Annotated in this window: 10 protein-coding genes and 3 pseudogenes; 7 read left to right on the top strand and 6 right to left on the bottom strand. The window is 67.6% G+C overall.

From position 1 onward, the window contains the following. Positions 1–51: 51 nt before the first annotated feature. Positions 52–423 (bottom strand): helix-turn-helix transcriptional regulator, encoded by a 372-nt coding sequence (locus KBX06_RS21170; protein WP_210837934.1) that lies wholly within the window; start codon positions 421–423, stop codon positions 52–54. Between the two features lie 317 nt (positions 424–740). On the opposite strand from KBX06_RS21170, the pseudogene KBX06_RS27950 reads away from it, so the two are divergent. From KBX06_RS27950 to KBX06_RS21185, 5 genes and pseudogenes are all read left to right on the top strand, one after another. Further along, positions 741–824 (top strand): annotated as a pseudogene (locus tag KBX06_RS27950) (IS5/IS1182 family transposase); the annotation flags it as partial. Positions 825–922: 98 nt separating this feature from the next. Then, positions 923–1,105, top strand: coding sequence for a hypothetical protein (locus tag KBX06_RS27955; RefSeq protein ID WP_247686415.1), 183 nt, complete (start codon positions 923–925; stop codon positions 1,103–1,105). Then, positions 1,048–1,170: pseudogene (locus KBX06_RS27960) on the top strand (transposase); the annotation flags it as partial. The gene KBX06_RS27955 and the pseudogene KBX06_RS27960, both read left to right, overlap by 58 nt. Positions 1,171–1,307: 137 nt before the next feature. Further along, complete coding sequence (locus KBX06_RS21180) at positions 1,308–1,685, top strand: hypothetical protein (protein WP_210837801.1); 378 nt, start codon at positions 1,308–1,310, stop codon at positions 1,683–1,685. Continuing rightward, entirely contained in the window at positions 1,669–2,631 is a 963-nt protein-coding gene (locus KBX06_RS21185; RefSeq protein ID WP_210837803.1) for a caspase family protein, read from the top strand. Before KBX06_RS21180 ends, KBX06_RS21185 begins: the two co-directional genes overlap by 17 nt. A gap of 1 nt (position 2,632) precedes the next feature. Here the strand turns inward: KBX06_RS21185 and KBX06_RS21190 are convergent, their stop codons facing one another. From KBX06_RS21190 to KBX06_RS21200, 3 genes are all read right to left on the bottom strand, one after another. Then, the gene (locus KBX06_RS21190) at positions 2,633–4,069 is read right to left on the bottom strand and encodes an ATP-binding protein (protein WP_247686392.1); all 1,437 of its coding nucleotides are present in this window, start codon (positions 4,067–4,069) and stop codon (positions 2,633–2,635) included. A 2-nt stretch (positions 4,070–4,071) separates the two neighbouring features. Beyond that, the gene (locus KBX06_RS21195) at positions 4,072–8,526 is read right to left on the bottom strand and encodes an AAA family ATPase (protein WP_210837807.1); all 4,455 of its coding nucleotides are present in this window, start codon (positions 8,524–8,526) and stop codon (positions 4,072–4,074) included. A 436-nt stretch (positions 8,527–8,962) separates the two neighbouring features. Next, on the bottom strand, positions 8,963–9,439 hold the full coding sequence (locus KBX06_RS21200; RefSeq protein WP_210837809.1) for a hypothetical protein: 477 nt from the start codon (positions 9,437–9,439) through the stop codon (positions 8,963–8,965). 282 nt (positions 9,440–9,721) lie between these two features. Here KBX06_RS21200 and KBX06_RS21205 point away from each other — a divergent pair, with 282 nt between their 5' ends. Further along, positions 9,722–10,432 carry an OBAP family protein gene (locus KBX06_RS21205; RefSeq protein ID WP_210837811.1) on the top strand — a complete coding sequence of 237 codons (711 nt, stop codon included), beginning with the start codon at positions 9,722–9,724 and terminating at the stop codon, positions 10,430–10,432. 360 nt (positions 10,433–10,792) lie between these two features. Here the strand turns inward: KBX06_RS21205 and KBX06_RS27965 are convergent. Further along, positions 10,793–10,979: pseudogene (locus KBX06_RS27965) on the bottom strand (ChaB family protein); the annotation flags it as partial. 100 nt (positions 10,980–11,079) lie between these two features. Between KBX06_RS27965 and KBX06_RS21215 the strand changes: the two are divergent. Further along, the gene (locus KBX06_RS21215; protein WP_210837812.1) at positions 11,080–11,487 is read left to right on the top strand and encodes a four-helix bundle copper-binding protein; all 408 of its coding nucleotides are present in this window, start codon (positions 11,080–11,082) and stop codon (positions 11,485–11,487) included. A gap of 118 nt (positions 11,488–11,605) precedes the next feature. On the opposite strand, the gene KBX06_RS21220 is transcribed toward KBX06_RS21215, so the two are convergent. Next, a complete protein-coding gene (locus KBX06_RS21220; RefSeq protein ID WP_210837814.1) occupies positions 11,606–12,397 on the bottom strand; it encodes a formate/nitrite transporter family protein in 792 nt (263 codons plus the stop codon). Positions 12,398–12,413: the final 16 nt, after the last annotated feature.

Raw genomic sequence — 12,413 nt, forward strand, 5'->3', positions numbered from 1 at the left:
CGGTCCATCTCGCCGGCCTCGTAGGCGATGTCGACCAGGTCTGATGTTGCGTCAGCGGGTCTTCTTCGTCGCCCGCTTGCGTGGCGGGGTCAACACCTCGGCGACCGCGGCAATCGCCGAGGGCACCAGACGGTAGTAGGCCCAGACGCCACGCTTCTCGCGATCCAGCAGGCCGGCCTCGGTGAGAATCCGAAGGTGGTGACTCACGGTGGGCTGGGAGAGCCCGAGCGGCGCCGTGAGGTCACTGACGGACGCCTCACCCTCCGGGGCCGACTGGATCAGGCTGAGCAGTCGCAGCCGGGCCGGGTCGGCGAATGCCTTCAGCACTCCAGCGAGTCGCTCAGCCTCAGCTCGCTTGATCGGCTCGCCGGCGAGGGGCGAGATGGCAGGCGTCTTCGTTTCCGCGGTTCCCACGTCATGCATCGTTGCAGCAACACCACCGGCAAGCCGGCGAAACGAGGGGCTGATCACCGTCAGTTCGCTGGGAAGGGAACTCGCTGCACCCGTTCCGGCCGCGCAACCATGACGATCTTCCAAGCGGGTGAGGCGGCGGGAGGGCGGAGCCATGGCAGTGGCGGCGTGCTTGGAGTGCCCCGCGCATCCGGTTGGGTCACGTCCGCGCTGGTGGTACAAGAGGCTACCGGTCCGTGTAGTAGCTGACTCATGTTCGGCCGTAGCGGTGGTGGGGTTGGTTCGTTGATCGCGGCGTGGGCGTGCAACGGCGTTGGTATCGGTCGGACATGTCGGATGAGCGGTGGGCGTTGATCGAGCCGGTCCTGACAGCGTGGCGGGCAGCGCGGGTGGGCTTGGGGATCAGCCGGCCGGTGCATGATCTCCGGGAGATCGTCAATGCGATCCTGTACTTGGCCAGGACGGGATCGCGTGAGAGTACCTGCCGCACGACTTCCCGCCGGCGAAGACGGTGTACGACTACTACGCCAAGTGGGAGGCCGACGGGACGACGCAGCGGATTCACGATTTGCTGCGGGAGTGGTTTCGCACGGCCTGGCTCGGCATCGACGTCGAGCGCGTACACCGCCATGCCGGGAAGGCTTCCACGTCCAGCCCCGGCGGTGGGTTGTGGAACGGACCTTCGGCTGGCTGACGCAGCACCGACAACTCGTCCGTGACTACGAGGCCCTTCCCGAACGCACCCGGGCTCGCCCTTGATCCAGCCGAAATGCAGGGCCTCGTCAATGCCCTTCGGCTGTCGGATTGTGGATGGCGGCTGAATCCGGTCTCTGGTCCGGCAGCGATAGCATTGGCTTCCTACGACCTCGTCCACCCGTCGGCCAGGAAGGTGATCAGTGAACCTGCAAATCCGTACAGGGGACGGTCAGGAAATCGCGGGGCTCTACCGATGGCTGGCTCGGGACCACGCACTCAGCCGACAGGCAACCCTCGAGATCGGTCATGCCGAGGTCGCCCCCGGGCAGATGAACTCCGGCCTGCTCGACGTGATCAATGTCGTACTGAGCAACGGCATCGCATTGATGGGTCTGGTCACGGCTATCAAGGCCTACCGGCAGACGATCCGGCAGCAGGCCCCCGCTGCCAGGAGGCCGGTGGTCGTGATCATCGTCCCGGCCGGACGGTTCGAGATCGAGGACGAGACCGATCCGGAGCAGATCATCAAGGCGCTTGGTGCTCTGCTCGTAGCGAGTTCCGATGAGCACACTCGCTGACCCGACCCGGTCTTGGGCGGTATTGATCGGTGCTCCTCACTACAAGACGCTGCCCGAAATCCCGGCTGTCGAGCAGAACCTGCTCACCCTGCGGCGGCTGATGACCGACCCTACGGTCTGGGGATTGCCGATTGAGCAGTGCCTGATTCCGCAGGTCACGGGAGTTCCGGATCCGCTCGAGTCGGTGATGACGGCGCTGCGGACCGCCGCCGACGCGGCTACCGACACCTTGTTCGTCTACTACGCGGGCCACGGGCTGTCCGATCCGCTCTCCGACCGGCTGGTGCTCGCGTTGCCGGGCGGGGAGAGTATGCAGTTCTCGTACAAGGCACTGGCGTACGAGCAGATCCGATCGGCGCTAGTGAATCCGGCCCTGGGTATCTCTCGCCGGATCGTCGTGCTTGACTGCTGTTACTCAGCGCTGGCGCTGGACGGCGAGATGGGTGGTGACCGGAGGGCCGGCACCGCCTTGGTCGACTCTGCCGAGGTCAGCGGCGCCTACGTGCTCACCGCCTGCGCGGAGACCTCGGTAGCGATGGCACCAGTGGGCGAGACCTACACAGCGTTCACCGGTGAGCTCGTCGACCTGCTGGAGTATGGCATCGCCGACGGCCCCGAACTGCTCGACATGAGCACGCTCTACCGGGAGCTGCAGACCAGGCTGGTGGCCAGGAAACTGCCGGAGCCGCAGCAGCGGAGCCGCAACCTCGCAGGCGACCTGGCGATCGCGTGTAACCGCGCTTACGAATCGCCAAGGCCTGCAGTGCAGCGAGCCGAAACGGCCATGCGAATCTTGCGCCGCTCCGGCGACTACCAGGGTGCCGCGCAGGTCCTGAACGGGCAGGGCAATGCGCTCGACGCCGACGCTCTGCGCCGGCGAATCCGGGTGCTGCGCCGGGCGCACCGGCATGCGGAAGCTGCTGCGCTGCTGCGACTGCTGGCCTGACCTAGCAGCCAGTCGCTGGCGGATCGAGGACGGTCTGCGCTTGGCGGCGCAGTCCATCGTTGAGGATCAGGCCTGACTGCGCCGCTTTACGAGCGATGATCAGCAGGTCACGGCGGGCCGCCCAGGCGGCCGGGTCGCCGCACAGCTCCGGCTCGAAGAGCGGCCACCGCGTCACGATGAGGTCAGCCAGCTCCCCGGCGTCGAACCGGTCGAGCGCGTCGAGGTGATCACCCACGCCCGCTGCGGAATCGTCGAGGCCTGCGTACCATCGGCCGCACCGTCCCTCGGGCAGCTGCTCTGCCCAGCCTGCGCCCCAGGTCCTGACCAACACTTGCCGGACCTGCGCGCGGAGCGCGGCGTCGCGGTCGATCCACCAGCCACGGATCGATCCGTCGAGAGCCTCCCTGCGCACGTGCCGAGCGAATTCGACGGAGAAGAGACTGACGGCGGTGCCGTCGGAGCGGATCAGGCCGAGCCTCCGCAGCCGCAGCAGGTCGTGCCGCTCGATTGTGAGGTGTGTGCGGGTAAGCACCTGGTAAAGCAGGTCGGAGCCGCGCTCGCCGGTGTCGGCGTCCAAGTTGCCGATGGATCGGGCGAACTGGTCGGTGAACTGGGCCTCGACTTGCTCCCAGGCCGCCGTGAGGTCGAGCTCGCCGAGCCGGTGGGTCTCAACCAGCTCACGGCACAACAGTTCGACGAGATACGGATGGTTGCCGCACAGCCGCTGGATCTCTGCGCGCAGCCTGTCGAGCGGCACCCCGATCGCCGTCGCCCGCGCAAGCAGCTCGTCCAGCTCGGCTTCGGTGAACGGCCCCACCGAACGGCGTACGCCCATCACCCCGTCCAGCGTTGAGTGAGCTACGGCTGCTAGCTCGATCGACTTGATTGACCGGCGGGACAGCGTTGCCATCCCGACGGAGTAGTTCTCGCTCACCAGGTCACGCAGGAGCTGGAACTCAACCCGCTGGAAGGACTCCTCCGCCTTGTCGAACTCGTCCAGGATCGCCGCCACCCGGATGCCTTCGCGGTGCAGCACCCCGAAGAACGTCTCGACACCCTCCTTGAGGTCCAGCCACTCGGTGGAGTCGTGCACGGAAAGCTCGATGTCGTGTAGCTCCGCCACCCACTTCGGAAGGTCATCGGCTAGCGCCAGGAGGATCTCCTGTCGGGCGCCCCGGGTCATCGCCCGGATCACGTCGGACCCGCTCTCATAGGTGCCCACGCTGAGGTAGACGACGACCAGGTCCCGGCTGCCAGTGGCGAAAAGGTTTTGCGCACGGCGGGCCAGGCTAGTTTTTCCCATGCGGTGGTTGCCCTGCAGGCTCAGGTTGGCCGGGCGGGCCGCAGACCACGACTCGCGGATCAGGCGGAGCAGGTCAGTGCGCCCGACGAAGCGCTCGTCCCGGGCCACCTGCCCAACGCCGACGTACGGGTTCATGGTCACCGCAGGTCCAGGCCGGCTGACCCGGCGTCGTGCATCAGTAGCCAGTCCTGATAGAGGCGGACCACGATCTGGTACGCGGCCGCCCCTTTGCGCACCACCTCACGGATCTCCAAGTCGTTCAGCAGCAACTCCAGGTCGCCGTCGTCGCGGTAGACCGCACGGACCCGTTCGAGGGTCGCTAGGCCGTCCCGGGAGGCGATGGCGACTGCGAGCAGCACGGCTCGGTACTGCTCCGGGGTGGCCGAATTCGCGTTCGTGTAACCGGCGGTCACCAGGTTGTCGAAGTCCTCCTCGCCGAGTTCCTGCTCGAGCAGGAGTTCCCGCACCACTTCCACGTCGGCCTCGGTGACCAGCGGCGCCCGGTTGAGGTTCATCTGCTCGACCAGTCGATAGCAGAACTTCTGGATGTAGAACGCGCTGCCGCCGGTGAGCTCGACGATCCGATCGATCGCCTGCTGTCGGTAGCGACTATCCCCTGTCCGGCCGCCAATCCGGATCGGCAGGTCGATCAGCCTCGCTGCGTTGTCGTCGTCGAGGTAGGTGACGCGCTCACGGGCGAACACCACGAACACGTTGGAGTGCTGCTTGATCATCCGCTCCAGCGCGTCCTGCCCGACGATCACCAGATGGAAGATCTGCCGTTCGATGAGAGCCTTGAGCGCCTGCATGAAGGTCTGCGGCAGCAGCCCGATCTCGATCCACTCGTCGAAATACTGGAACTCGTCGATCATGACGACGATGTGCGGCGGATTTGGCAACCCGTCGAAGTAGTCTTCGAATCGGTTGATAAAGTCCACTACCGGGTGCGGGCTGACAGCGAGGTTGTCGCGGGTGATGCCTGCGGTCAGCGCGGGTCGACCCGCCACTCGGGGATCATCCCGCAGCCTGCGCGCGGTCTTGTTGAGAATCTCCCAAAGTAGCCCGGCCAGCAGTCGGTCATCGGTTTTGTCAGGCCGGCTATGCTCGCCGGGCCGCTCCTGAACGAAGGTGCCGATGTTGCCGAGGTCGACGACGATGAGCTTATCCAGCTCCAGCGAGTCGCGGAGCCGGTCGATCAACCGGAGCCGGATCGAGGACTTCCCGGCCCGTTTCTGGCCGAAGATGGCCACGCCGGTCCCGGGAATGGTCGCCTTGCGCAGCCGGGCTTCGATGCGGTCGAGCAGTTCCTCGCGCCCGAAGAACATGTCCGGATCGGCCACCGGCACCCCGGTTGATCCCTGAAAGAACGGGTTGTCGATCTTTTCGAACTTGCTCGGGTCGGCCAGCTGGACCGGCAGGCTCGCCTCGACCTCGTCGTAGCCCTCGTTCGCACGGGAGCGATAGCGAAGCTTTACTGGCAAAGAGAAGGCGCCAGCCCGGACCCCCTGCTCGCTCACCTGCAGTTTGACGACCAGCACCCGGTTCCCGCCGCCGCTGATCGCGCTGGGTAGCCGCAAAATGTCGGACTGCGGGAAGAAGAGGCCGTTGCCCTCGCCGATGTGCAGCTCCGCAGACTCGAGCGGGGCCATGCCGTCCTTGTTGCTGACCTCGATCTGCACTGTCACTAGGCCGTGCTGGTCGTGGTTGCTCTGACGCAGAGCCAGTGCCAGCTCCGGCTGCGGCCGGCGTTCCATGATCAACTGCCGCTGGGCATCCTCGACCAGCGCGCTCAACCGCACGGCGATGGGATCGATGCCCTCGACGGCGAAGCTGGTGGGTGCCTTGGCCACGTCGTCCCGGACGAACTTCATCGCTTCGATGACGCGGCGCAGGCAGGCGTCGCGTTCCTCGAAGGACTGGGCATAGATGAACTCGCCGAGCAGTCGCAGCGCGTCCTGGACCCGTTGCAGGCTCTCTCGGTCGGAGTCAGCCTCGGGGACCACCTCGGAGATCCGGCTCAGCGCGTTGCTCAGCTTCTCCTCTACGATCGTCAGCTCGTGCAGCGGGGCCAAGCCCTCGATCCGCCGACGCTGCTCGCGGGTCCACTCCGAACCGCACCGCTGCCACGCCTCGCGCATGTCCTCGATGGTCGGCCAGGACAGAGTCATGTCCCAGGACTGCTCCGGCTCCTCGATCAAGTCCCTGCCGTGCAGATACTGGGCCGCGCCAGCCCGCAGATCGGCGTCGTCGTGGACCACGGCGGTGACCGCCTCCGCCGCGACGTCGGTCTGCGCGACCAGTTGGGCCACCAGCGGGAAGATGCCGCTACCGTGCTGGTTGTACTGGCTGCGCAGGATCGGAGCGACCACCTCGGTCAATGAGGCGTTCTCGCTCACATTGCTGTGCCGGAAGCCTAGGGCCGGCCGGCCGTCCAGGGACCGGAAGAACCGGCCGATGGCAAGTCGGGCGTCGCCGCCCTTGCTCGGGTTGCGCAGCCGCTCGGAGGCCACGAGCGCCTCGCAGTAGAGGTCTCTCGCTGCCTCGTTGGCCTGCCGGTCCAGAGCGAGATCAGCCAAGGCGGTCAGACCACTACACAGCCAGCTGTGCAGATAGTCCTCGTCGTCCTCGTGCCCTTCGGAGGTGCCGTACTCGCGCAGGATGGCCGCAGCGGCGATGTACCCGGAGGCGCTGCCCAGACGCTGATAGCCCCGGGAGTGCCCGGCGTTGTCGGCGAGCCGCTGGGCGTCGAGGAAGTTCGGCTGCTTCCTTTCGCCCTTGCGCTGGTCCTTGATGCTGGTCGCCTGCTCGGAGTAATTCTCCATCACGTAGGCGACCAGGGCCGAGGTGAAGAGCCGGTCGATGAACAGCGGCGCCCGCGGCAAGGGCGACTCATTGCCCTGCCGGATCGCGGCGATCTGCTCCCGGATGCCTTCCGCCCGGTCGGTGTTGTCGTCGCGGAGCAGGCTCTCCGCTTCGTCGAGCATGACAGCGCCCTGCTGTTGCAGGTAGGCCAAGGCGAGCCCGCGCCGCACGACCGGATTGGCAGGGGTTGCCTTCAGTAGCTCCTGCCAGTCCGGGATGGAATTCTGCCCGGCCGAATATTTGACGAACGCGATCTGGTGCAGCAAGTGCCGGCCCTTGGAGCTGGACCGATCTCGTCTTTCCAGTTGGGCACCTAGGGTGGCGAGCGCTTCGGCGTAGCGACCCGCCGAGATGTAGAAGTCGATCAAAATGTTGTCGAGTGTCTCGCCCGGTGGTACGACGCCGGGGAATTCGACCTCCAACACCCGCAACGCGGCGTCGGCACCGTGCAGGCGTTTGGTCAGCCAGGCGAGGTCCTTGACCGCGCTTTCCCGCTTCGGCCCGTTCGAGCGGATCTCCTCACGGTAGGCCGCCATGGCGCCGTCGAAGTCACGCTTCCGCTTGTTGAGCTGATCCGCTGTGGCGAAATGGTCCACGCCCCGGCGCCGCGGCGGGGCCTTGTTCGTGGCCTGCGGGGTGGTTGGCACCGTGGCCTGTGGGGAGCGGGCCGTCGCCGGCTTCGGTATTCGGGAGATCGCCTCGGACAATGACCGGGCGGTGGGTGGGGCCGGGGGGCGGTGCCGGATCGGCCGCGGCTGAGCACCAGCGGGCCGGGGATAGGGCTGGGCCAGCGGCCCCAAGCCCGGCCGGACGGCTTCGACCGCCTGCCGGGTCGAGCTGTTCAGGTTGGGCGCGATCAGCAGATCACCCAGCAGGTCGCGGGCCTCGACGGCGTCCAGGACGGCGATCAGGGCGGCCCAGGCGGCTGGGTCGATCCCGGGGTTGATGGTCCGGAAGAACCGCAGCAGCCCGTAGATCGCCGTCTCGTGGTCGGATCCCCGGGCAGCAGCGACGGCGAGCGACCGCCAACCGTCCGGGTCAGCCGTAAGGTCGGCGGCCGTGGCGAGCAGTTCCTGGGCCTCCGATACGTTGCCGGCCAGCAGCTCGACCGAGCCGAGCAGGTGGTGCAGCTCGCCGTTGGCCGGGTCGCCCATCAGGATCCGCCGCAGGTCATTCGCCACCTGGGGTACCCGGCCGAATTTCGGCGCCAGCTCGTTGATCCGTACGGCGTTGGCATAGCGCTGATAGGCGGCCTGCAGCGCGCCCCGGTAGCCGTGCCCCACCTCGATGTCGAAATTGACCTCCGTCTCCAGCGTGGCCACCAGCCGTAACGCCTGCGGCAACGCATTCGTCGCATGCAGCTGGCGTTCCGGGTCTGGCTCCGGCTGCGGCCTGCCCTCCGGCGCAGGCTCGGGCACCGGGGTGGGCGCGGCCACCGGCGCAGGCTCGGGCACCGGGGTGGGCGCAGCCACCGGCGCAGGCTCGGGCACCGGGGTGGGCGTCACCACCGCGACTGGCTCGGCGACCGGAATTGCGGTCATGGCCGACATGCTGCGCAGGCTGAGAATGCTCGACAAAGCGAGTGCCACGCGGGCACCGCTGGGTTCCTCGAGCACCATCCGGGTGCGAGTCAGCTCGGCCAGGACTCCGGTGAAGGGCTCACCAGCGGTTAGGCGCACCTCGATCAGATCGTTGATATGAGCGACCGACTGCACGAACTCGGCGTCCACGGAATTCTCGACCCCCGGCCCGCTGCCCTGGATTGAGCGTGCGAGACACCCACGTTAGCACCGCGCTACGGTCTCCGATATCGACCGTCGCCCGAGGACAGCAACGCTTATCGACGGATCCAGACGACCATACCCGTGGATTCGTGCAGCGAAGGGTACAGGTGCGCTGCCCGTTCGGCTGAGTGGGCGGTGAATTCACCAAGGTAATCTCAGCGACGCGAAAAGACTTATCGGTGCGACCCGCGCGAAGGTGTCGAGTCGGGCAGAGTTGGAAGCGGCGTGGAGCCATCGACGGTGTCGCCCTGGCCGGCTGGCATCGCAGTGCCGGTACGGCCCAACCAGCCGCCGCGCGGATTGCCGGCCAGGGTCACGCTCCACATCCGCAGCCGGCCGGGAACCGATTCGCTGGTCGCAGTGGTCGGTGACCGGTAGCCCCTCAGGAAGATACGTCGTCGGCCTGGGGATCTTCGGTTGCTTTGAGTAGTCGTTCGGCGAGAGCGGTCTCGAGGCTTTCGAAGGCCAGATAGACGACAGCGGCAAGGAAGGGCGCCACCGCCCAGACAGCAGGGTGGGCGATCCACGTCGCGGCCAGCCAGGCGCAGCTGAGCCCGCCGACCACGGAGAGGACGTTCATACTCGTGCCCGCAGCTTGCACACGAGTGTGGTGTTGCGGCATCGGCTTGCGGAAACCGCGGGAGAGAAGCCCTTCGAGCAGGGTGAACGACAGCACCGCGCCGATGGCGAAGAGGAAGACGTGGGGGACGCCCGGCGAACCTTCCATCGCATGCAGCAACCCGAAGTTGACAGTAATCAGGATGGAGAAGCCGAAGGTCGTGCTTTCCCTGCCGACAGTGCTTCTCAGGGCGCGCTTGACCGGGCCTCCGGTGGGGCCACCAGCTTCGTTTCCGGGCAAGGACGCGGCCCTTCGGACGACGGAGGGCGGACAGACTCAAGAACCACCATCGCACACGATGTCGCCGTGTCGGTGCACACCATCCCGTCGGCAGTTCGGTCGTTCCTCCTCGCGGTTGGCAGCCGAACTCGTACCTGAACCGGAACCCGACCGACCGCGCCCGACCCGTGAAGAGGGAAACACCCGGAGGCGGGGCGGCGGCCGGAAACCCGGATGCCGGGCGGCGGCCCGCCTAGCCTGGACCGGAGACGACATCGTCTTGACGGACGGGAGGGATGATCGATGGAACGGCGCCCCAGCCCGGCGCGACCGCCGGGGGAGTCGACGAGCCTGTGGCACCAGGGGCTGTCGCTCGGTTCCAAGGCCCTACAGGACACCGCGCCGCTGAAGGGCTTCGACGCGTACGTCGTCGGGTTCCATCCGGCGAAGGACGATCCGTCGATGCAGATGGAGGCGCACCACTACTGCCGTCAGGTCAACGACGACTTCCTGCAGTGCGTGTTGTTCGACGGCAACACCGCCGAGGCGAACCTGATCGGCGTGGAGTACATCGTCTCGGAACGGTTGTACGGCACGCTGCCGGAGGCCGAACGTGGGTACTGGCACCCGCACAACTTCGAGGTGCTGGGCGGGTCGCTGATCGCGCCGGGGCTGCCGGAACCGGCCGAGCGGGCGCTGATGGCGATGTTGATGAACAGCTACGGCAAGACCTGGCACACCTGGCACACCGGCCGCCTCGACACCGGGCCGGGGGATCCGCTGCCGTTGGGCGAGCCGATGCTGATGTGGTCGTTCAACCGCGACGGACAGTGCGACCCCGCCCTGGAGCAGCACCGCAACCAGGCCATGAACGTCGACCGCACACAGAAGCGCGACTCCCGCTCGGAACTGGTCGAGCGCGCCCATCCCCAGGACGGGGTGGCCCTGCTCGACGAGGTATTCCCGGACAGCACCCCGATCGCCGGGGTGATGGACCGGAGCACCGGACGATAGCCGGGCGGCAGGATACGCAGCTTCTCGGCCCGAGGTCAGGCACGCTCACCACGTACGCGGTAGCCGACGGCTCGGGTCGCGGGTCAGCCGTGGGACGGCCGCGACGAGGCCGCCGCGCCGCCGTCGCGGTGACGAAACTCGCCGACAGCGGAGGCGTACCCTCGCCGGCGCCCACGGTCGGTGGCATCTGCGTACGCGGATGAAGGCCGCCGCGCCCCGGGCGCCCGTCGTCGCCGACTGACACGCTCGAGCGCGCCAGGCTCAGCGCAGCAGGACCAGGCCCGCGTCGATGCGCGTGCGGAACAGGACGTACGGCTTACGCGGCAGGTCCCGGCCGTGCTGGTACGTCGGCTGGCGGTGCAGTTGGTTGGCGGTCACGTACAGGTGCCCGTTGGCGTCGACCCCACCGGCCGTCCTGCCCGACGAACCGCGACCGCCAGCGGCCTTCCTGTTCACCCGGCCCATTTTCGTCCTTCGGCTCCCAGTGGTCGCCCACCTTCTCGAAGGAGTACTTGACGGCCGCGAACGCCGTGCGGTGGGCGCGCTCGGCTGACGTCGGATCGGCCGGGCCCGCCGTGCGTACTGCCGGTCAGAGCGGGCAGGAAGTCGATGGTAGGTAGAGAGACTCAGCGAGAGGGGACTTCCTGATGCCGAGCACCACGATGCCCATGCTGGAGACGTACCCGAAGTCGATCAACCTCGACCGGGCGAAGCTGGCGGCGGCGATCGACGCCCTCAACGACTGCGCCCAGGCGTGCACCGCGTGCGCGGACGCCTGCCTGAGCGAGGACATGGTCGCCGAGCTGACGAAGTGCGTCCGGACGAACCTGGACTGCGCCGACATCTGCGCGACCACCGCCCGGGTGCTGTCCCGGCACACCGGCTACGACGCCAACATCAGCCGTACCCTGCTGGAGGCCTGCGCCACGGCCTGCAAGTCCTGCGGGGACGAGTGCGCCGGTCACGCCGACAAGCACGAGCACTGCCGGATCTGCGCCGAGGCGTGCCGTGCCTGCGAGCGGGCCTGCCGAGACCTGCTCGCCACGATCAGCTGAGCACATGCGGGCGGCGCCGGCACCCGAGAGGATGCCGGCGCCGCGCGTCACCGCTTGGCTTCGTGCTTGGTCACCCGGGCTGCTCGCCCCTGCCGACCTCCCCGTGGGTGTGCTGGCGCTACCTTTCCGCGCGCCGGGCGCCGCGAACCTGCACCGCGTGCGTCAGCGTCATCAGCAGCAGACCACCCAACAGGTTGCCGGCACCGGCGAGCACGACGTTCAACCCCAGGTCGGCGTAGCTCACGTGGGCGTCGAGCCAGATCCCGAACAACAGGTGCAGGCCGGAGACCACGACGTGGTCGAACGGGCCGAGGGCCAGGAAGAATCCCACCACGTACGCCAGTGCGATCCGGCTGCCCGCCGATCCGACCGCGTGCAGAAGGTACGACAGCAGCGTGAGCAACGTGCCTGCCGCGATGCCCCGGGTGAAGGTGGCCAGGCCCTCCTTGGCCGCGATCTCCTCGGCGACGAGGGCGAGTGTCTCGTGCGCCCCGGCCGGCAGGGTCCCGCGTACGGCGAACACGGCGGCCATCACCGCACCACCGACGAAGTTGAGCAGCAGCACCAGCGACCACAGCCGCGCCAGCTGTCCGACCGCCGAGGCACGACGGCGGCCGATCGCCGCCGCCACCGGGTCGAAGAAGTTCTCGGTGAACAGCTCCGTGCGGCCGACCACCACGAACACCAGACCGATACCGAACGCGAGCGCCCCGATCAGCTGACCGACCCCCGAGGCGTAGTTCGGCGAGACCAGCTCACGGGCCACGCCGAGGGCGACGATGCCGAACACGATGGTGACCCCGGCGATGAACCCGGTGGAAGCCTGTTCCAACGCGCTCATCGACAGGCGACGCTCACCCTCACCCCGCGCGCGGTCGTAGACGTCCTCGGGACGCGGCTCTCCTGCCATTCGCCCCGGATACCCG

This window comes from Micromonospora sp. C31, from assembly GCF_018070575.1.
In the GTDB taxonomy this organism is placed as follows: Bacteria; Actinomycetota; Actinomycetes; order Mycobacteriales; family Micromonosporaceae; genus Micromonospora.

What these genes read in the sequence shown, in the direction of transcription:
- KBX06_RS21170 (WP_210837934.1), bottom strand. Translation starts at nt 423, where the DNA reads ATGCATGACGTGGGAACCGCGGAAACGAAGACGCCTGCCATCTCGCCC.
- KBX06_RS21185 (WP_210837803.1), top strand. Translation starts at nt 1,669, where the DNA reads ATGAGCACACTCGCTGACCCGACCCGGTCTTGGGCGGTATTGATCGGT.
- KBX06_RS21190 (WP_247686392.1), bottom strand. Translation starts at nt 4,069, where the DNA reads ATGAACCCGTACGTCGGCGTTGGGCAGGTGGCCCGGGACGAGCGCTTC.
- KBX06_RS21205 (WP_210837811.1), top strand. Translation starts at nt 9,722, where the DNA reads ATGGAACGGCGCCCCAGCCCGGCGCGACCGCCGGGGGAGTCGACGAGC.
- KBX06_RS21215 (WP_210837812.1), top strand. Translation starts at nt 11,080, where the DNA reads ATGCCGAGCACCACGATGCCCATGCTGGAGACGTACCCGAAGTCGATC.
- KBX06_RS21220 (WP_210837814.1), bottom strand. Translation starts at nt 12,397, where the DNA reads ATGGCAGGAGAGCCGCGTCCCGAGGACGTCTACGACCGCGCGCGGGGT.